22 protein-coding genes are annotated in these 17,092 nt (G+C 60.6%); 10 read left to right on the plus strand and 12 right to left on the minus strand.

Annotated features, from left to right (window positions below):
* The first annotated feature begins 1 nt into the window (after position 1).
* A complete protein-coding gene (gene pcp / locus NTD80_RS08950) occupies positions 2–643 on the plus strand; it encodes a pyroglutamyl-peptidase I (RefSeq protein ID WP_262133233.1) in 642 nt (213 codons plus the stop codon).
* Positions 644–659: 16 nt separating this feature from the next.
* Here pcp and NTD80_RS08955 read toward each other — a convergent pair whose 3' ends face one another.
* The 5 genes from NTD80_RS08955 to NTD80_RS08975 all read right to left on the minus strand — a co-directional run bounded on the left by NTD80_RS08955 (position 660) and on the right by NTD80_RS08975 (position 4,335).
* A complete protein-coding gene (locus NTD80_RS08955) occupies positions 660–884 on the minus strand; it encodes a hypothetical protein (RefSeq protein WP_065903730.1) in 225 nt (74 codons plus the stop codon).
* A gap of 211 nt (positions 885–1,095) precedes the next feature.
* Complete coding sequence (locus NTD80_RS08960) at positions 1,096–2,496, minus strand: heavy metal sensor histidine kinase (protein WP_262133234.1); 1,401 nt, start codon at positions 2,494–2,496, stop codon at positions 1,096–1,098.
* Complete coding sequence (locus NTD80_RS08965; RefSeq protein ID WP_065903725.1) at positions 2,493–3,164, minus strand: heavy metal response regulator transcription factor; 672 nt, start codon at positions 3,162–3,164, stop codon at positions 2,493–2,495. The genes NTD80_RS08960 and NTD80_RS08965 overlap by 4 nt, the downstream gene beginning before the upstream one ends.
* Before the next feature lie 42 nt (positions 3,165–3,206).
* A complete protein-coding gene (locus NTD80_RS08970) occupies positions 3,207–3,452 on the minus strand; it encodes a DUF2790 domain-containing protein (protein WP_065903723.1) in 246 nt (81 codons plus the stop codon).
* Between the two features lie 112 nt (positions 3,453–3,564).
* Complete coding sequence (locus NTD80_RS08975; RefSeq protein ID WP_262133235.1) at positions 3,565–4,335, minus strand: alpha/beta hydrolase; 771 nt, start codon at positions 4,333–4,335, stop codon at positions 3,565–3,567.
* Positions 4,336–4,545: 210 nt separating this feature from the next.
* Here NTD80_RS08975 and NTD80_RS08980 point away from each other — a divergent pair, with 210 nt between their 5' ends.
* Positions 4,546–5,223 (plus strand): HAD family hydrolase, encoded by a 678-nt coding sequence (locus tag NTD80_RS08980; protein WP_262133237.1) that lies wholly within the window; start codon positions 4,546–4,548, stop codon positions 5,221–5,223.
* Positions 5,224–5,242: 19 nt separating this feature from the next.
* On the opposite strand, the gene NTD80_RS08985 is transcribed toward NTD80_RS08980, so the two are convergent.
* From NTD80_RS08985 to csrA, 3 genes are all read right to left on the minus strand, one after another.
* Complete coding sequence (locus tag NTD80_RS08985; protein ID WP_262133238.1) at positions 5,243–5,539, minus strand: hypothetical protein; 297 nt, start codon at positions 5,537–5,539, stop codon at positions 5,243–5,245.
* A gap of 94 nt (positions 5,540–5,633) precedes the next feature.
* On the minus strand, positions 5,634–5,885 hold the full coding sequence (locus tag NTD80_RS08990) for a hypothetical protein (protein WP_262133239.1): 252 nt from the start codon (positions 5,883–5,885) through the stop codon (positions 5,634–5,636).
* 210 nt (positions 5,886–6,095) lie between these two features.
* Entirely contained in the window at positions 6,096–6,290 is a 195-nt protein-coding gene (gene csrA, locus NTD80_RS08995; RefSeq protein WP_027604095.1) for a carbon storage regulator CsrA, read from the minus strand.
* A gap of 263 nt (positions 6,291–6,553) precedes the next feature.
* On the opposite strand from csrA, the gene NTD80_RS09000 reads away from it, so the two are divergent.
* The gene (locus NTD80_RS09000; protein WP_065903706.1) at positions 6,554–6,919 is read left to right on the plus strand and encodes a penicillin-binding protein activator LpoB; all 366 of its coding nucleotides are present in this window, start codon (positions 6,554–6,556) and stop codon (positions 6,917–6,919) included.
* Positions 6,920–6,950: 31 nt separating this feature from the next.
* Here NTD80_RS09000 and NTD80_RS09005 read toward each other — a convergent pair whose 3' ends face one another.
* The 3 genes from NTD80_RS09005 to NTD80_RS09015 all read right to left on the minus strand — a co-directional run bounded on the left by NTD80_RS09005 (position 6,951) and on the right by NTD80_RS09015 (position 9,163).
* Complete coding sequence (locus tag NTD80_RS09005) at positions 6,951–7,640, minus strand: endonuclease (protein WP_120449181.1); 690 nt, start codon at positions 7,638–7,640, stop codon at positions 6,951–6,953.
* A 4-nt stretch (positions 7,641–7,644) separates the two neighbouring features.
* A complete protein-coding gene (locus NTD80_RS09010) occupies positions 7,645–7,896 on the minus strand; it encodes a DUF1654 domain-containing protein (RefSeq protein WP_177343942.1) in 252 nt (83 codons plus the stop codon).
* Between the two features lie 178 nt (positions 7,897–8,074).
* Complete coding sequence (locus NTD80_RS09015; protein ID WP_065903702.1) at positions 8,075–9,163, minus strand: asparaginase; 1,089 nt, start codon at positions 9,161–9,163, stop codon at positions 8,075–8,077.
* Between the two features lie 563 nt (positions 9,164–9,726).
* Between NTD80_RS09015 and NTD80_RS09020 the strand changes: the two genes are divergently transcribed.
* From NTD80_RS09020 to NTD80_RS09050, 7 genes are read left to right on the plus strand one after another with little or no spacing between them, the layout of a single operon-like run.
* Entirely contained in the window at positions 9,727–10,683 is a 957-nt protein-coding gene (locus NTD80_RS09020; RefSeq protein WP_065903701.1) for a sugar ABC transporter substrate-binding protein, read from the plus strand.
* Between the two features lie 57 nt (positions 10,684–10,740).
* Positions 10,741–12,294, plus strand: coding sequence for a sugar ABC transporter ATP-binding protein (locus NTD80_RS09025; protein WP_065903699.1), 1,554 nt, complete (start codon positions 10,741–10,743; stop codon positions 12,292–12,294).
* Positions 12,291–13,268, plus strand: a complete 978-nt coding sequence (locus NTD80_RS09030) for an ABC transporter permease (protein WP_010209107.1) — start codon at positions 12,291–12,293, stop codon at positions 13,266–13,268. The genes NTD80_RS09025 and NTD80_RS09030 overlap by 4 nt, the downstream gene beginning before the upstream one ends.
* Before the next feature lie 3 nt (positions 13,269–13,271).
* A complete protein-coding gene (locus NTD80_RS09035; RefSeq protein ID WP_262133240.1) occupies positions 13,272–14,294 on the plus strand; it encodes a LacI family DNA-binding transcriptional regulator in 1,023 nt (340 codons plus the stop codon).
* A gap of 23 nt (positions 14,295–14,317) precedes the next feature.
* Positions 14,318–15,235 carry a ribokinase gene (rbsK, locus tag NTD80_RS09040; RefSeq protein ID WP_262133241.1) on the plus strand — a complete coding sequence of 306 codons (918 nt, stop codon included), beginning with the start codon at positions 14,318–14,320 and terminating at the stop codon, positions 15,233–15,235.
* Positions 15,232–15,636 (plus strand): D-ribose pyranase, encoded by a 405-nt coding sequence (gene rbsD, locus NTD80_RS09045; RefSeq protein WP_065903671.1) that lies wholly within the window; start codon positions 15,232–15,234, stop codon positions 15,634–15,636. The genes rbsK and rbsD overlap by 4 nt, the downstream gene beginning before the upstream one ends.
* Positions 15,637–15,661: 25 nt before the next feature.
* A complete protein-coding gene (locus NTD80_RS09050) occupies positions 15,662–16,690 on the plus strand; it encodes a nucleoside hydrolase (RefSeq protein ID WP_262133242.1) in 1,029 nt (342 codons plus the stop codon).
* Between the two features lie 33 nt (positions 16,691–16,723).
* Here NTD80_RS09050 and NTD80_RS09055 read toward each other — a convergent pair whose 3' ends face one another.
* Positions 16,724–16,936, minus strand: coding sequence for a hypothetical protein (locus NTD80_RS09055; protein ID WP_010209115.1), 213 nt, complete (start codon positions 16,934–16,936; stop codon positions 16,724–16,726).
* Positions 16,937–17,092 lie beyond the last annotated feature (156 nt).

Here is a 17,092-nt window from a genome sequence, read left to right on the forward strand (position 1 = left end):
GATGCAGACTCTATTGTTGACGGGTTTCGAGCCCTTTGATCAAGACCCGATAAACCCGTCCTGGGAAGTGGTGCGCCTGCTGGATGGCTGGCAACTGGGCGCCGATGTGCAGGTTGTTGCGCGTCGGCTGCCCTGTGCGTTTGCCACGGCGGGTGAGTGCCTGATCCAGTTGATCGACCAATTGCAGCCGGCGATGGTGATCGCCACGGGGCTGGGGCCGGGGCGCAGTGCTATTTCCATGGAGCGGGTGGCGATCAACCTGAATGACGCGCGTATTCCCGACAACCTCGGCGAGCAGCCGATTGATGCCGCCGTGGTGGCTGACGGCCCCGCAGCCTACTTCACCACGCTGCCGATCAAGGCGATGGTCAAGGCAGTGCGCGAAGCGGAGATTGCGGCGACGGTGTCGCACACGGCCGGTACCTTCGTGTGTAACCAGGTGTTTTACCTATTGCAGCACGCACTGGCTGCTACCGCCGTGCGCAGTGGGTTTATCCACGTGCCATATCTGCCCGAACAAGTGTTGGCTTCGGGCGCGGCGTCGATGGCACTGGAGACGCAGGTCGAGGGACTGCGGGTGGCGTTGCTGGCCGCTTGGCATACATCAGTGGATGTGACAGAGACGGGCGGGCAGGTTAGCTGACCTGCGCGGGTCATCGTCAGGTAGCAAACAGGCGGGTGAGCCCGAAGGTGATGGCGCACGCCAGGCCAGTCATTGCGAAGGCGGTGGCCACGTACCATTTGATGAGATTCACCTCGGTGGTCGTGAGGTCCGCCTTGGTCGCGAAGTGCTTTTCCAGGGAGTCTGCCCTGCTCGAAACGGTGATCAGCCTTTCTTTCATTTCAGCCAGCCCCTTTTCCAGTAGACCCAATCGTTTTTCCATGCCTGAACCTCCGTCGTTACCGCCACCACCTCTGCCTTGAGGTGGGGTGTTCAGCGAGTTTGTCCCGCCGAATCGATAGTGTTTCCTTTCCACTGCACTTCACCTGTTTCCAATACTGAGCGTGCGCTTTGGGGAAAGAATAGTGGGAACTCCGGCCAGGGGTGACAGCCAAATTTTTGCAAAATAACACCAGGCGCCTGGGACGTGCGATTCAGTCGTTCCGCCTCGGAAAAAACAACTCAAAACACGTCAGTCCTGCCTCGCTGCTCACGCTGTATCGACCGTTATGCAACTGCATGATGGTCGCCACAATCGACAGGCCGAGGCCATTGGACTGGGCCGAACGTTCGCGCGATTCATCCACCCGGTAAAAGCGCTCGAACAGCCGTGGCAGGTGCTCGGCAGCAATGGTTTCACCCTGGTTGCTGACCCTCAGGGTGATGCCTTCGGCCTGTGGCACCGCCTGGATCAGCAGCTCGGAACGCGGCGCGCCATATTTGATCGCGTTGGCGCACAGGTTCGCCAGGGCCCGGCGCAGTAGCATCGGTTCAGCCCAGATCACGCCTTCACCTTCGGCATGAATGCTGACCTCCACGTCACTGGCCAAGCCTTCGAAGTAATCGGCGATACGTTCCACTTCATCCGCTGCACTGAGTTCCTGGCGTTGGCGCAGGGCGCTGGCCGGATCAGTGCGGGCGAGAAACAGCATGTTGTCGAGCATCCGCGCCAGGCGTTCAAGCTCTTCGACGTTGGACGCCAGCAACTGTTGATAACTCTCGATGCTGCGACTCTGTTGCAGCGCGACCTGGGTTTCGCCCAGCAGGTTGTTGATCGGCGTACGCAGTTCGTGGGCCATGTCTGTGGACACCTGGCCCAGTTGCACAAAGCCTCTGGCCAGGCGTTCGAGCATGGTGTTGAACGCGTCGATCATCGGCAGCAACTCTTTTGGCGCGCCGTGGCTGTCGAGGCGCTCGGCCAGGTTGCCGACGCCGATGCCCTGGGCATGCCGGGCCAGGCGTCGCAACGGCAGCAGGCCACGGTGCACCAGCAAGTACCCGACCAGGGCAAGGATGATCGCGGCAATGCTCGCCAGGATAAACACGCTCAGGCGATAGCTGGCGAGCATGGCGGTGCGTTCGGTCATCAAGCGTCCGGTGGTGACTTGCAGGCTGCCCAGGTCCCCGGAATCGATCGACGCCGCTACGGCGGCAAAGGGGACGTCGTTGACCCCAGGCAGATGGTGCACATCGGCAAGGCCCAGCGCGTGGTCTTTGGCAACGGCCGGCACCACCGGCATCTCGATATTGCCCGGGTTGACCAGCAGCAAGGGCTTCTGCCCCGGCGCCGCGATGCTCAGCACTGACTCGCTGTTGCCCAGCATGTTCTGGAACAGCTCCGGCTTGGTCCTGATCAGATCCAATGTATTGCTGTCGTTGAGCAGGTTGCGTAACTGATCGGTGCGATAGATCAGCGCAGCGTCGTCACGCTTGATCAACTCACGCTCCAGTTCGCGGTACAGCGCAACGCCCAGCGTGGCCAGCAGCGCGAAGGCCAGCAGGGCGAAAATCACCGCCAGGCGCAGGGTCAGTGAATAATGGCGACGGCGGGTCATGGTTGGGTATCGAAGCGGTAGCCGATGCCCCGCACGCTGTGGATCAACTTGAGCTGGAACGGGTCGTCGATTTTCAGGCGCAGGCGCCGCACGGCCACGTCCACCACGTTGGTGTCGCTGTCGAAGTTCATGTCCCACACCCGCGAGGCAATCAGCGAGCGCGACAACACCTGATCCTGGTGAGTGGCAAACAAATGCAGCAGGGCAAACTCTTTGTTGGTCAGGGTGATGCGTGTGCCGGCGCGGGTCACGCGGCGTTTCAGCACATCGATCTGCAGGTCGGCGACCTGCAGTTGTTCTTCTTCCCGGCTCGGGCCACGGCGGGTCAGGGTGCGCAGGCGCGCCACCAGTTCGGCGAAGGAGAAGGGCTTGATCAGGTAATCATCGGCGCCGAGTTCCAGGCCCTTGATGCGGTCGGCGATATCATCGCGGGCCGTCAGAAAAAGTACCGGTGTATCGGCCTCCTTGCGCAAGCGGCGCAGGACTTCCCAACCGTCCATCTTAGGCATCATCACATCCAGCACGATCACGTCGAACGAGGTTTCCAGGGCCTGGTGCAAACCGTCCACGCCGTCGCGGGCGAGGCTGACGGAGTAGCCCAGCTCCTGCAGGCCGTTAAGCAGGTAATTGCCGGCCTTGGGTTCGTCTTCGACTACAAGAATGTTCATGGGAAGTGCCCTGCTTCTGTGCGTTGCGCAAGTGTAGTCCGATCAATTGTCACTGGGGCAACCGATGGCCTGTACCTGGTAGTCCAGCACGTGTTCGCGGCCCTGGTGGTCCAGGTAGTCGAGACGCGCGGGAACGATGCCGCATTGGCCGTAGGTATCGGTACTCGACAAGACTTTGTCGACATCCAGGTGCACGAAAAAGCCGGTCTTGTCGTGGATGACGGGTTCGGCGGCGAACACGGTGCCAGTGGCAAGCAAAGCGGCAAAGCCGAGGATAAACAGTTTCATGGCGATCTCTCTCTTAATAGGTTGGCTGCCAGCGCGTGGCAGTGGGTTCACGGTAACCAAGTGCTCCGAACAGCCAACCAACAGGTTCATGACAAGTTTGTAATGCAAGGGCTCAAGGCTGGCGGCCGGAGGCTTCGAGGATCAGGTCGGTGATTTCCTTGGCGTGGGACACCAGCGACAAGTGGCTCGAGGGCAGCTCGATCGTGCTGGCGTTCATGCGCTTGGCGAGGAACCGTTCCAGGTCCGGGTTGATGGTCTGGTCCTGGGTCGACACCGCGTACCAGGACGGCTTGGTGTGCCAGGCGGCGTTCACGGTGCGGCCGCTGAACAGGCTCTTGGTGATGGGTTGCTGCACGGCGTACAGCTCCATGGCCTTGGCGTGCGGCACGTCGGCGGCGAAGTACTTGAGAAACGCGTCCTGGCTCAGCGTGAGGTAGCCGTCGTGATCTTCCACACCGGCTCGCACCGGCATGGTCGGGTATTTGGCGGAGAGCGCGACAAAGTCTTCATTGGCATCCGGGGCGCGGGCCGCCACGTACACCAGGGCGCTGACGTTGGGGTTCATCCCGGCATCGCTTACCACGGTGCCAGCGTAGGAATGGCCGACTAGCACGGTAGGACCGTCCTGTTGATTCAGTACGCGGTTGGTGGCGGCGACATCGTCGGCCACCGATGTCAGTGGGTTTTGCACGGCTGTCACGTGCAGGCCGGCGGCCTGGAGGCGGGTGATCACTTCGGACCAGCTCGAGCCATCTGCCCAGGAACCGTGCACCAGCACCACGTTGTTGGCTTTGACCGGTGCGACAGTGCCGGCCAGGGCGGTGCCGGTACCCAGCATCAGCAGGCTGGCGGCGATCAGGCAGAGTTTGCTTGCAGGTTTCATGGGGTGACCCTTTTCATCAGTGGGAAGGTGGCGTCAACCGGTGTGGGTGACTGACGCCGCCACTGTATGAAGTGAGGGTGCTGACAAGACTTACAGCTTCATTACAAAGCTGTAATGCGATCGAGGGGGTGGCGGCGTTTACAAGCACCGAGGTGATCCGTAGATTGCATCGGGCCGATTATTTGTTACCGCCCACGAGGAAACCACGCAGTGTCCATCCGAGGTTCAGCCGTATTTGCCCGCCGTTACCGCGCCTTTCTGTTCGATATGGACGGCACCCTGCTCAACTCCATCGCCGCCGCCGAGCGGGTGTGGAGTACCTGGGCCGAACGCCACGGCCTGGACGTGGCGGCGTTCCTGACCACCATTCACGGCGCCCGCGCGATCGATACCATCACCCGCCAGGCGTTGCCGGGAGTTGATCCTGAAGTCGAGGCGCAGTGGATTACCGAAGCGGAAATCAATGATGTCGAAGGCATTGTCGCGATCCCCGGCGCGGTCGCGTTTCTGAACCGCCTGCCGGACGATCAATGGGCGCTGGTCACCTCAGCGCCTCGTGAGCTGGCGTTGCGTCGGCTGCGAGCGGCCGGGATTGCGCCGCCGGCGGTGCTGGTCACGGCCGAAGACGTCGCCATTGGCAAGCCCGACCCGGCCTGTTACCTGTTGGGGGCGCAGCGCCTGGGCGTGCCGGTGCAGGACTGCCTGGTGTTTGAAGATGCGTCGGTGGGAATTCGTGCGGGAGAAGCGGCAGGGGCGGACGTGATGGTCGTAACGTCGACGCACCTCAAGCCCATGGTGACCGAACACGCCAGGATTGACGGCTATGCCCACCTGCGCGTGCAGCGCGGTGCTGACGGCTTGTTGTCCTTGCAGAATGAAGTGGGCTGATACAAAAAGGCCGAGGCCGTTACCGGTCTCGGCCTTGTTCGCAGCCAGGTGAGGCAGAGGGAGGCTGCATACGGTCATTTCTCATTGCCTGGCGGGACAGCACCATTTCCCTGAGAATTTCATTCGCCAGCCGGGCAATGGCCTCCGCCCCGCGATAATGCGCGCGCACGATTCCGGTAATTGCGAAATGGTCGGTTTCCGGGCCGCTGAGCACCGCCGAAAGGGTGCCGTCGGCGTGCAATGTGCAGGTGACGGTGTAGCTCGGCAGACGGGCGGCCAGCGCGGATTCGATTTGCGATTTGCTCAAAGTGTCCATCGGTTTCAGCACCTTTCAGTGAGCGTGCAGAGCAAAGCATAGGTCGTACTGCGTCGCTGTAAATACCGGCGATCTGATCGCGAAGCACTGCGCATCAACGTGCATTTTTCTGAGCGGTTTGTTGACACAATTTAAGCTGTACGGCCCTCTGGATGGGCTTGAGGCAGAACATGAAGAGGTAGCCACCCAGCACCAGTGTGAGGTCTAGCCAGGACGGCGGATCGGCGCGGTCGGTGCCTGCGATTTCAAGCCTCAAGCCATATTCCAGCCCCACGAATGCCAGCCCTATCAGGAGGGCGATGATCCAGGCTCGTAGAGCAAATGGTTGCGCACGGGTCAGCCTCATCGACGTGCTCCTTCGCGCACACGGATGGCAGGGTATCAGTAGATGATTCGGCTATGGATGACACGACAAGTTCAAAGCGTGAAGACAGTTTCATCTTGGCGCGAAGATGAATGCATTGGAGGCGTCAATCACGCAATAGACACAAGAGCGGTTCGAAGGGGTTTTCGCCAGCCGTTACAGTGAACGAAAGGGCTGGCTACTGAAGGTTCTTCAAGGCGTCTGGTTTTTGTCCGGGGCACTCAGGCCGGCCTGGATGCGCTGGTAGATCTCCTCGCGATGCACGGCAACATCCTTGGGTGCGTTGATGCCGATTCGTACTTGCTGGCCGCTGACGCCCAGGATGGTGATCGTGATGTCATCACCGATGTTTATGCTTTCACCGACTTTGCGGGTGAGTATAAGCATGGACTTCTCCTTGATTACTTTTAAGGACACGTGTTTCAGACAGGGCAGATGTCAGATGTGTGTAGCTTACTGCTAAGCGCTTCCCTGTGGCTGCCTCTTTTAGGACGCATAGAGGCGGCATTAATTCCCATGCCGGCATCATACAGGTCTGCGATACATCATTCGCATTGTTTAAGCCAACGTTTATGACGGCCAGAATAGACAGTGAATGATAAAGTCGCCTCTTTAATCCTTTAAGGAGCAGGGCAGTGCGTAAAGTAGCGATGGCAATTGCGGTGTTGGCATTGGCCGGTTGCGGTGAAGGCAAAAGCGTCGATGCGCCCAAGGCCAAGCCTGCCGTGACTGAAAGCCAGCCACAAACCGGCGCGATTGCCGCTCAGGAATGGGATGTATGGGTCGGGCCACCCGACCACAAATTACAGGCGCTCACCGACCTCACGGCCTGGTTGCTGGAACATGGTTTCAATTTTTACATCGTGAAGGTCGACGGCAAGGACGAAGTGCTGCTGGGGCCGTTCGCCACCAAGGCTGAAGCCGAGGCCAAGCAGGTGCAACTCACTGAAAAGCTGGCCCGCGCCAAGAAGACCGATACCGAATCGCAAGTCATCGAGCACGCGGCTGCGCAATAACCGGCTGGATGGGCGGGAGTACCGCCCAGTTTCAACCGCAGGCCTTCAGGTTCACCGGGCCGACGAACTCATTGCCACGTCCCATCACACACGCCACGGTCTGGTTGCGCTGGCGCTCCCAAGTCTGCACCGGGTAGGTCTTGTTCCAGGCTTCGTAGAGCTGGCGATCCTGTTTCGACAGGCGCAAGCCGTACTGCTTGCTCATATAGAAATAGGTGCGCGCGATCATTCCGCGGATGGACGGGCGGGGCATGACCTTCTTGGCTTTGAAGTCGACCTGGGTCAGGCATGAACCGTACTGCCCGCTTTGCACCGGCAGCCAGCCAAAGCTGAAGTTGTTACGGTCACCGTTGACCTCGCCGATACTCGGCACCAGATTGTGCAGGTCTGCCTCGGCGCGCTTGAACACGTCATCGTGGCGCGTGCAGTTCTTGCGCCCGCCGTTCTGCCAGCACTGGCGCTGGTGCCCGATCTGCCACGCCGGAACAATGTGCTCCCACTCGATACGGGCGGCGCGGTTGGCGTTTTTGCGCGGGATGTAGCCGCAGGCTTTCAGGTCTACGCGATTGCCGGTGTATTTGCAGCCGCAGTAGAACTCGGTGGATTGGGGGGCATAGAGTTTCCAGGCGACTTTCTTGGCTTCGCTGAAGGTGCGGGGTGCCTGGGCCTGGGCACCGACAGCAAAGAACAGGCAGCACACAGCGATAAAACGGACACTCATTGAATCAATCTTCCTTCGGTACAACCCAGAAAATCTGCACGCCACCGTCGTCCCGATAGGCGAGGGTGACGTTGTCGTTCTCCGCAATTTCTTCCAGCAACCGCTCCCACTCATCCTCCGGCTCGTCCGGCAGGCGGAAGATCAAGGCTGCCTTGGCTTTTTGGGCGTTGGTCGAGTTGATGATCTTTTGCACACGAATGGCCAGGCGTTCGTAGGCATCAGGCGGGGTTGGCGCTGCGGAAGAGGACTTTGCCACGGAGTATTCCTTAATAAGCTGTACGCACATACAGTATTTAACTGTGGGCGATTTCGCAACTGCTTAAATTTCAAGAAGTTCGTCTGACAGCTGTTCAGGTAGTTTTGCGTAAGGCGGGGGAGTGAAATGTGTAGGAGCGCGCCTGGAGAGGCGAGCTCCTACAAGGTATGGCCAGGAATCAATATTCCCAGAACATCCGTTGCAGCTCTTTGCTGTCCTGGGTCTTGGTCAGGGCGACCATGGCCAAGATGCGGGCTTTTTGCGGGTTCAGGTCATGTGCGGCGACCCAGTCGTACTTGTCGTCAGGTTGTTCAGCATTACGCAGAACGAAACCGCCGGCATTCACGTGGGAAGAGCGGATGATCTGTACGCCCTGCTTGCGCAGTTCCTGCAGGGCAGGGACCACCTTGGAAGACACCGAACCATTGCCGGTGCCGGCATGGATGATGGCTTTGGCGCCAGCCTGGGCCAGGGCCTTGACCGCTGTGTCGCTCACGTTGCCATAGCCATAGGCGATTTCCACGTCCGGCAGGCTCTTGATGGTCTTGATGTCGAATTCCGAATCCATGGTGTGGCGCTTGGCAGGCAGGCGGAACCAGTAGGATTTGCCTTCAACCACCATGCCCAGCGGGCCCCATGGGCTCTTGAACGCTTCGGTCTTGATGTTGATCATCTTGCTGACGTCACGACCCGACTGGATCTCGTCGTTCATGGTCACCAGCACGCCTTTACCGCGCGCGTCTTTGCTGCCGGCCACGGCCACGGCGTTGTACAGGTTGAGCATGCCGTCCGCCGACATGGCGGTGCCTGGGCGCATGGAACCGACCACGACGATTGGCTTGTCGGTTTTTTCCACCAGGTTCAGGAAGTAGGCGGTCTCTTCCAGGGTGTCGGTACCGTGGGTGATCACGATGCCATCCACGTCCTTGCTGTCGGCCAGTTCGGCGACGCGACGGCCCAGTTGCAGCAGGTTTTCGTTGTTGATGCTTTCGGATGCAATTTGCATCACTTGTTCGCCGCGTACATTGGCGATCTGGCTAAGCTCAGGAACACCAGCGATCAATTGCTCGATACCGACTTTCGCCGCCTGGTAGGTGGCACTGTTGGCCGCGCTGGCGCCGGCGCCGGCAATGGTGCCGCCGGTGGCGAGAATCACCACGTTGGACAGCTTGGTCTTGGTTTCGGCTTCCTTTGCCTGGGCGGCAACAGGGAACAGCAGCAGGAGGGCTAATGCGCCCGGGACAATGTTCTTCAGTGCAGATTTCATTATTTTTCTCTCTGGTTTTTGATGAGTGCTGTAGCAGGTTCATCTAGAACACCCGGGCGGTTCTGAATGCCACGAGGTGCAGGATGAGAGCAGGATCTGTACCAGACCGATTGTATTCGCGGATATAAATTAAGCTGTTGATTTAAAACAACTTATTTTTTTGTTTTGAGTGCGTTCGAACGCCCTTCGTCCGGCTTTCCGAACATTGGCCGCGATTGCGTTCGGTTGTCCGAAAAGGCGCACTGGTTCCATGAAGGCTGTGGCGAATGATCTGGCAAAGCCTGTCGTTTTAGAGAACGAAGGGCAGGTCGCGATGTTTAATCTCGCTCCTTGCACACTGCGAGGCCAGGCGCTAGAGGGCTTGGATGAAAGACCGGTTTCTACCGTTGACAAATCTCGACAAGGTTCTCATAGTTTGATTAACGCAAACGTTTGCGAGATGTTTCACGGCGCACTCCTGGAGTAACGTGACAGCTCGTATCAGTCACCCCGGGTGGGAGGGCTGCCGAAGCACTCTTCGGTGCAAGCGTTGCTCACAATAATCATAAGATCGGAGTGAACCCATGAAGCTGCCATTCGCTGGACGTCTTCTTGCTGTCGCTGTGCTTGCTGCCGCATCCGCCGTTTTACCTCTTTCCTCTGCATTCGCCGATGACGCCGCCAAACCCAAGGTTGGCCTGGTGATGAAATCCCTCGCCAACGAATTCTTCGTGACCATGCAGGACGGCGCCAAGGCTTATCAGAAAGACCACGCCGCCGATTTCGACATGATCACCAACGGTATCAAGAACGAAACCGATACCAGCGCGCAGATCGATATCGTCAACCAGATGATCCTCGCCAAGGTCAACGCCATCGTCATTGCGCCCGCCGATTCCAAGGCACTCGTGACGGTGTTGAAGAAAGCCTCCGATGCCGGCATCAAGGTGGTCAACATCGACAACCGCCTGGACCCGGACGTGCTGAAAAGCAAAAACCTCGACATCCCCTTCGTAGGCCCGGACAACCGCAAAGGTTCCAAGCTGGTCGGCGACTACCTGGCCAAGCAACTGGCCGCGGGTGACAAGGTCGGCATCATCGAAGGCGTACCGACTACCACCAACGCCCAGCAGCGCACCGCAGGCTACAAGGATGCGATGGACGCTGCCGGCATGAAGATCGTCTCGACCCAATCCGGCAACTGGGAAATCGACCAGGGCCAGAAAGTCGCCTCGGCCATGCTGAGCGAATACCCGGACCTCAAGGCCCTGTTGGCCGGTAACGACAACATGGCGCTGGGCGCGGTTTCCGCCGTGCGTGCGGCCGGCAAGGCTGGCAAGGTCCTGGTGGTTGGCTACGACAACATCGAAGCCATCAAGCCCATGCTGCAGGACGGCCGCGTCCTGGCGACCGCTGACCAGGCCGCTGCCCAGCAAGCTGTGTTCGGTATCCAGAACGCGCTCAAGTTGGTCAAGGGTGAGAAAGTCGATGCCAAAGATGGCGTGATCGAAACCCCGGTCGAACTCGTCCTCAAGAAGTAATCCTGGCAGCACCCAACAGCGCCCGCTCGTCCTGAGCGGGCGCCTGGAGATTTTCCTATGTCATCTTCCGCCCCGAACGCTGTCCTCTCGGTCAGCGGTATCGGCAAGACCTATGCCCAACCGGTTCTGTCCGACATCACCCTGACGCTCAATCGTGGGGAAGTGCTGGCGCTGACCGGTGAGAACGGCGCCGGTAAAAGCACGTTGTCGAAAATCATCGGCGGGCTGGTCACGCCGACGACCGGGCATATGCAGTTCAACGGCCAGGATTACCGTCCCGGCAGCCGCACCCAGGCTGAAGAACTGGGCGTGCGCATGGTCATGCAGGAGCTCAACCTGCTGCCGACGCTGACCGTGGCCGAAAACCTGTTCCTGGATAATCTGCCCAGCCACTGTGGCTGGATCAGTCGCAAGCAGTTGCGCAAAGCCGCCATCGAAGCCATGGCCCAGGTCGGCCTGGACGCCATCGACCCGGACACCCTGGTCGGCAGCCTCGGTATCGGCCACCAGCAAATGGTCGAGATCGCCCGCAACCTGATCGGCGACTGCCATGTACTGATCCTCGACGAACCCACGGCCATGTTGACTGCCCGTGAAGTCGAGATGCTGTTTGAACAAATCACCCGCCTGCAGGCCCGGGGCGTGGCGATCATCTACATTTCACACCGGCTTGAAGAACTCGCCCGTGTCGCCCAACGCATTGCGGTCCTGCGTGACGGCAAGCTGGTGTGCGTCGAGCCGATGGCCAACTACAACAGCGAGCAACTGGTCACCTTGATGGTCGGTCGCGAGCTGGGCGAGCACATTGACCTGGGCCCGCGCAGCATCGGCGGTCCGGCCTTGACGGTTAAAGGCCTGACCCGCGCGGACAAGGTCCGCGACGTCTCCTTTGAAGTGCGTGCCGGCGAGATCTATGGCATCTCCGGCCTGATCGGCGCCGGTCGCACCGAGTTGCTGCGCCTGATTTTCGGCGCCGACCTGGCCGACAGCGGCACGGTGGCCCTGGGTTCGCCGGCCCAAGTGGTGAGTATTCGTTCGCCGGTGGACGCGGTCGGCCATGGCATTGCGCTGATCACCGAGGATCGCAAGGGCGAAGGCCTGCTGTTGACCCAGTCCATCAGCGCCAATATCGCCTTGGGCAACATGCCGGAAATCTCCGGCGGCGGCGTGGTCAACAGCCGCGACGAAACCGCCTTGGCCAAGCGCCAGATCGACGCCATGCGTATCCGCAGTTCCAGCCCGGCGCAGTTGGTGTCGGAGCTGTCGGGCGGCAACCAGCAGAAAGTCGTGATTGGCCGCTGGCTGGAGCGCGACTGCTCGGTGATGCTGTTCGACGAGCCCACGCGTGGCATCGACGTGGGTGCCAAGTTCGACATTTATGCCTTGCTCGGCGAATTGACCCGCCAGGGCAAAGCGCTGGTGGTGGTGTCCAGTGACCTGCGCGAACTCATGCTGATCTGCGACCGCATCGGCGTGCTGTCTGCCGGCCGCCTGATCGAGACCTTCGAGCGCGACAGCTGGACCCAGGACGAATTGCTCGCCGCCGCCTTTGCCGGCTATCAGAAACGTGATGCGCTGCTCAATGACGCAGTGCTTAGGGATACCCCATGAAAACAACAACTTCCCCCGGTAAAACTGGCGGCAACTTCTACGGCCTGGGCACCTACCTGGGGCTGGCGGGCGCGTTGCTGGCGATGATTGCGCTGTTCTCGGTGCTCAGCGACCACTTCCTGTCTTATGACACCTTCAGCACCCTGGCCAACCAGATTCCAGACTTGATGGTGCTGGCGGTCGGCATGACCTTCATCCTGATCATCGGTGGCATCGATCTGTCGGTGGGCTCTGTGCTGGCACTGGCGGCGTCGGCGGTCAGCGTGGCGATTCTCGGCTGGGGCTGGAGCGTCTTGCCGGCGGCCGTGCTCGGCATGGGCTGCGCCGCATTGGCCGGTACTATCACCGGTTCGATCACCGTGGCCTGGCGGATCCCCTCGTTTATCGTGTCCCTGGGCGTGCTGGAAATGGCCCGTGGCGTGGCGTACCAGATGACCGGTTCGCGCACCGCCTACATCGGCGACTCGTTTGCCTGGCTGTCCAACCCGATTGCCTTTGGCATTTCGCCGTCGTTCATCATCGCCTTGCTGGTGATCATAGCGGCCCAGCTGGTGTTGACCCGCACTGTCTTCGGACGTTACCTGATCGGCATCGGCACCAACGAAGAGGCCGTGCGCCTGGCGGGGATCAACCCCAAGCCGTATAAAATCCTGGTGTTCAGCCTCATGGGCCTGTTGGCCGGTGTGGCGGCCCTGTTCCAGATTTCACGCCTGGAAGCGGCGGATCCGAATGCCGGCTCCGGCCTGGAGCTGCAAGTGATTGCAGCGGTGGTGATCGGCGGCACCAGCCTGATGGGCGGACGCGGTTCGGTGATCAGCACCTTCTTCGGCGTGTTGATCATTTCGGTATTGGCCGCCGGCCTGGCGCAGATCGGTGCCACGGAACCGACCAAGCGCATCATCACCGGGGCCGTGATCGTGATTGCCGTGGTGCTCGACACCTACCGCAGCCAGCGCGCCAGTCGTCGAGGCTGAACCATGGCAACGATCAAGGATGTGGCAGCGCTTGCAGGCATTTCCTACACCACGGTGTCCCACGTGGTGAACAAGACGCGCCCGGTCAGCGAGCCGGTACGGATCAAAGTCGAAGCGGCGATCAAGCAGCTCGACTACGTGCCCAGCGCCGTCGCGCGTTCGCTCAAGGCCAAGACCACGGCAACCATTGGTTTGTTGGTGCCCAACAGCCTCAACCCATACTTTGCCGAACTGGCGCGCGGCATCGAAGATTATTGCGAGCGTAACGGCTACTGCGTGATCCTCTGCAACTCCGATGACAACGCCGAAAAGCAACGCAGCTATTTGCGCGTGTTGCTGGAGAAGCGCGTCGACGGGTTGATCGTGACCTCGGTGGGCGGCGATGACAGTGGCCTCGCCGCCGGCTTGAGCGCGGTGCGCACGCCGATGGTGATCGTCGACCGGGCGCTGGACGGCATTGATGTCGACCTGGTGCGCATCGACCATGAGCAGGGCGCGTACCTGGCCACCCGGCATTTGCTCGAGCTGGGCCATCGGGACATCGCCTGCATCGGCGGCCCGGGCCATACCCGTGTCGCGCAGATGCGCCTGGCGGGGTATCACCGCGCACTGCGCGAGGCGGGCATCGAGGTGGCGGTTGATCGCGCGCAGGAAAGTGACTTCACCAGCACCGGCGGGTATGCCGCGGCGGTGAAGCTGCTGGCGGAAAACCCGCCCAGTGCGATTTTCGCCAGCAACGACATGATCGGTTTCGGCGTATTGCGCGCCGCTGCCGAGCGTAATATCCGTGTACCCGGCGAGCTGTCGGTGATCGGGTTCGATGACATTCAAATGGGTCGCTATGTCTACCCGGCGTTGACCACGGTCGGGCAGTCGATCGTGCAACTGGGCGAGACCGCTGCCGAGCTTTTATTGCGACGAATTGCAACACCCCAACTGCCGATCGATCAACGGATCGTGACGCCGAGCATCGTGTTGCGCGAGTCGACGGCGCCTATCGCCGGTACGTTTGCGCAATACCGCTGAACCGAATTGATGAGTACTGATGTATGCCAGCAAAAGTAGTGGTAGTAGGCAGCTTGAACATGGACCTGGTCACCCGTGCCAGCCGGCTGCCGCGTGCCGGTGAAACCTTGGTTGGCCAGACGTTTTCCACCGTGCCCGGCGGTAAGGGTGCGAACCAGGCTGTGGCGTCGGCGCGGCTCGGGGCGAAGGTCGCGATGGTCGGCTGCGTCGGCAGCGATGCGTATGGCACTCAGCTGCGTGACGCGTTGCTGGTGGAAGGCATCGATTGCCAGGCCGTCAGCACCGTAGATGGCTCCAGCGGCGTGGCGCTGATTGTGGTCGATGACAACAGCCAGAACGCCATCGTGATCGTCGCCGGCAGCAATGGTCAGCTGACGCCCGCCTCGTTGCAGGCGTTTGACGCGGTGCTGCAGGCGGCCGACGTGATCGTCTGCCAACTGGAAGTGCCGATGGATACCGTGGGTTATGCCCTCAAGCGCGGTCGCGAACTGGGCAAGACGGTGATCCTCAACCCGGCCCCGGCCAGCGCGCCCTTGCCGGCCGAATGGTACGCCTCGATCGACTACCTGATCCCCAACGAAAGCGAAGCCAGTGCGCTGAGCGGCGTGACGGTTGATTCCCTCGACAGCGCCAAGGTCGCTGCGACGCAGCTGATCAAGGCGGGCGCCGGTAAGGTCATCATCACCCTGGGGGCCGAGGGCGCGCTGTTTACTGACGGCCAAGTGTTCGAGCATTTGCCGGCACCCAAGGTCAAGGCAGTGGACACCACTGCGGCCGGCGATACGTTTGTCGGTGGCTTCGCGGCCGCGCTGGCCAATGGCAAGCGCGAAGCCGAGGCCATTCGTTTTGGCCAGGTCGCGGCAGCGCTGTCGGTCACCCGTGCCGGTGCGCAACCCTCCATTCCCACGCTGCACGACGTACAAGGTTTTGTGCCCTCATGAAAAAGACCCCTTTGCTCAATATCGCCCTGTCGCGCGTGATCGCCTCCCTGGGTCACGGCGACATCCTGGTGATCGGCGATGCCGGCTTGCCGGTACCGCCCGGCGTCGAGTTGATCGACCTGGCGTTGACCCAGGGCATCCCGGATTTCATCAGCACCTTGCGCATCGTGCTCAGTGAGATGCAGGTGGAAAGCCATGTGCTGGCCGAAGAGATCCTGCTCAAGCAGCCGCCGGCGCTGGCCGAGCTCAATACGCTCACCGAACAGGCGGCCCTGGGTGAGCGGCGGCTGGTCAACCATGACGAATTCAAACAACTCAGCCGCAAGGCGCGCGCCGTGGTGCGCACCGGCGAATGCCAGCCTTACTGCAATATCGCGCTGGTGTCCGGCGTAACCTTCTAGAGTTCCCAACGACAAGGAGTGTTTTATGCAACGTGGTCTCCCAACCCTGAAAAATCTGTTTCGGAGTGTTCTGCTTTTGTCCGCGCTCACTGCTGCAAGCGCCCAAGCGGCGGAAAAAATCGACCTGATCATCGACACCGATCCTGGCGCCGATGATGTGGTGGCGTTGCTGTTCGCCATGGCCTCGCCGGATGAGTTGAACATTCGTGCGCTGACCACCGTCGCCGGCAACGTGCGCCTGGACAAGACTTCCCGCAACGCACGCCTGGCCCGCGAGTGGGCAGGGCGCGAGGACATTCCGGTGTACGCCGGTGCGCCACAGCCACTGCTGCGCACGCCGATCTACGCCGAGAACATCCATGGCAAGGAGGGGATTTCCGGGGTCACCGTGCATGAACCGAAAAAGGGCCTGGCTGACGGCAATGCCGTCGACTACCTGATCAAGACCCTGAGCACCGCCAAGCCCCACAGCATCACCATCGCCATGCTCGGTCCGCAGACCAACCTCGCACTGGCGCTGACCCAGGCGCCGGAAATCACCCAGGGCATCAAGGAAGTGGTGGTGATGGGCGGTGCGCACTTCAATGGCGGCAATATCACGCCTGTGGCCGAGTTCAACCTGTTCGCGGACCCGATAGCGGCCGAGATCGTGCTCAAGAGCGGGGTGAAGCTGACTTACCTGCCGCTGGACGTGACCCACAAGGTCCTGACCAGTGAAGCGCGCCTGAAACAGATCGCCGATATCAAGAACAACGCGAGCAAGATCGTCGGCGATATCCTGAATGAATACGTCAAGGGCGACATGGAGCACTACGGCATCCCCGGCGGCCCGGTGCATGACGCTACCGTGGTTGCCTACCTGCTCAAGCCTTCGCTGTTCAGCGGCCGTGAGGTCAATGTGGTGGTGGACAGCCGTGAAGGCCCGACCTTCGGCCAGACCATCGTCGATTGGTACGACGGCCTGAAACAACCGAAGAACGCGTTCTGGGTTGAAAACGGCGACGCCCAGGGCTTCTTCGACCTGCTCACCGAGCGCCTCGCGCGCCTGAAGTAACGCTGCTGCCGGTCGGCGCTCGCCGACCGGTTCTTATTCGCGCTCGGGGTCGTGTGCGCCCATGTGGTCGGCCGGGTATTTCTCGAATATCTGGCCGATGAAGGCTTGCGCCGCCTGAGTGCCGAGTTCCTTGACCAGCAGGTCGATGCCGATGATCGCCAATTCCTCCGGGCTTCCGGGGCTGTAGGAGCTCTGTCCTTGGGGCCACTTGGCTTTGATGTCGGCTTGGAGGGTTACGGTGGTCATGGAAATCTCACGGGGCTGAAAGTACTGGGCAATGCGCTGGAACGCGGTTCTCACGGGCGCAGTTAACCATTTTGCGCGGCGTTTGACACTGCTACTTAGGCATCAAGCGCTTCGGCAGATGCCCAGCCCTGTGCGACACTGTCGGCCTGTCCAATT

The sequence above is a fragment of the Pseudomonas sp. 13B_2.1_Bac1 genome (genome assembly GCF_025466155.1).
In the GTDB taxonomy this organism is placed as follows: Bacteria; Pseudomonadota; Gammaproteobacteria; order Pseudomonadales; family Pseudomonadaceae; genus Aquipseudomonas; species Aquipseudomonas aylmerensis.

Coding starts and splice junctions, on each gene's coding strand:
- pcp (WP_262133233.1), top strand. CDS start 2: ATGCAGACTCTATTGTTGACGGGTTTCGAGCCCTTTGATCAAGACCCG.
- NTD80_RS08955 (WP_065903730.1), bottom strand. CDS start 884: ATGGAAAAACGATTGGGTCTACTGGAAAAGGGGCTGGCTGAAATGAAA.
- NTD80_RS08960 (WP_262133234.1), bottom strand. CDS start 2,496: ATGACCCGCCGTCGCCATTATTCACTGACCCTGCGCCTGGCGGTGATT.
- NTD80_RS08965 (WP_065903725.1), bottom strand. CDS start 3,164: ATGAACATTCTTGTAGTCGAAGACGAACCCAAGGCCGGCAATTACCTG.
- NTD80_RS08970 (WP_065903723.1), bottom strand. CDS start 3,452: ATGAAACTGTTTATCCTCGGCTTTGCCGCTTTGCTTGCCACTGGCACC.
- NTD80_RS08975 (WP_262133235.1), bottom strand. CDS start 4,335: ATGAAACCTGCAAGCAAACTCTGCCTGATCGCCGCCAGCCTGCTGATG.
- NTD80_RS08985 (WP_262133238.1), bottom strand. CDS start 5,539: ATGGACACTTTGAGCAAATCGCAAATCGAATCCGCGCTGGCCGCCCGT.
- NTD80_RS08990 (WP_262133239.1), bottom strand. CDS start 5,885: ATGAGGCTGACCCGTGCGCAACCATTTGCTCTACGAGCCTGGATCATC.
- csrA (WP_027604095.1), bottom strand. CDS start 6,290: ATGCTTATACTCACCCGCAAAGTCGGTGAAAGCATAAACATCGGTGAT.
- NTD80_RS09000 (WP_065903706.1), top strand. CDS start 6,554: ATGGCAATTGCGGTGTTGGCATTGGCCGGTTGCGGTGAAGGCAAAAGC.
- NTD80_RS09005 (WP_120449181.1), bottom strand. CDS start 7,640: ATGAGTGTCCGTTTTATCGCTGTGTGCTGCCTGTTCTTTGCTGTCGGT.
- NTD80_RS09015 (WP_065903702.1), bottom strand. CDS start 9,163: ATGAAATCTGCACTGAAGAACATTGTCCCGGGCGCATTAGCCCTCCTG.
- NTD80_RS09020 (WP_065903701.1), top strand. CDS start 9,727: ATGAAGCTGCCATTCGCTGGACGTCTTCTTGCTGTCGCTGTGCTTGCT.
- NTD80_RS09025 (WP_065903699.1), top strand. CDS start 10,741: ATGTCATCTTCCGCCCCGAACGCTGTCCTCTCGGTCAGCGGTATCGGC.
- NTD80_RS09030 (WP_010209107.1), top strand. CDS start 12,291: ATGAAAACAACAACTTCCCCCGGTAAAACTGGCGGCAACTTCTACGGC.
- NTD80_RS09035 (WP_262133240.1), top strand. CDS start 13,272: ATGGCAACGATCAAGGATGTGGCAGCGCTTGCAGGCATTTCCTACACC.
- rbsK (WP_262133241.1), top strand. CDS start 14,318: ATGCCAGCAAAAGTAGTGGTAGTAGGCAGCTTGAACATGGACCTGGTC.
- rbsD (WP_065903671.1), top strand. CDS start 15,232: ATGAAAAAGACCCCTTTGCTCAATATCGCCCTGTCGCGCGTGATCGCC.
- NTD80_RS09050 (WP_262133242.1), top strand. CDS start 15,662: ATGCAACGTGGTCTCCCAACCCTGAAAAATCTGTTTCGGAGTGTTCTG.
- NTD80_RS09055 (WP_010209115.1), bottom strand. CDS start 16,936: ATGACCACCGTAACCCTCCAAGCCGACATCAAAGCCAAGTGGCCCCAA.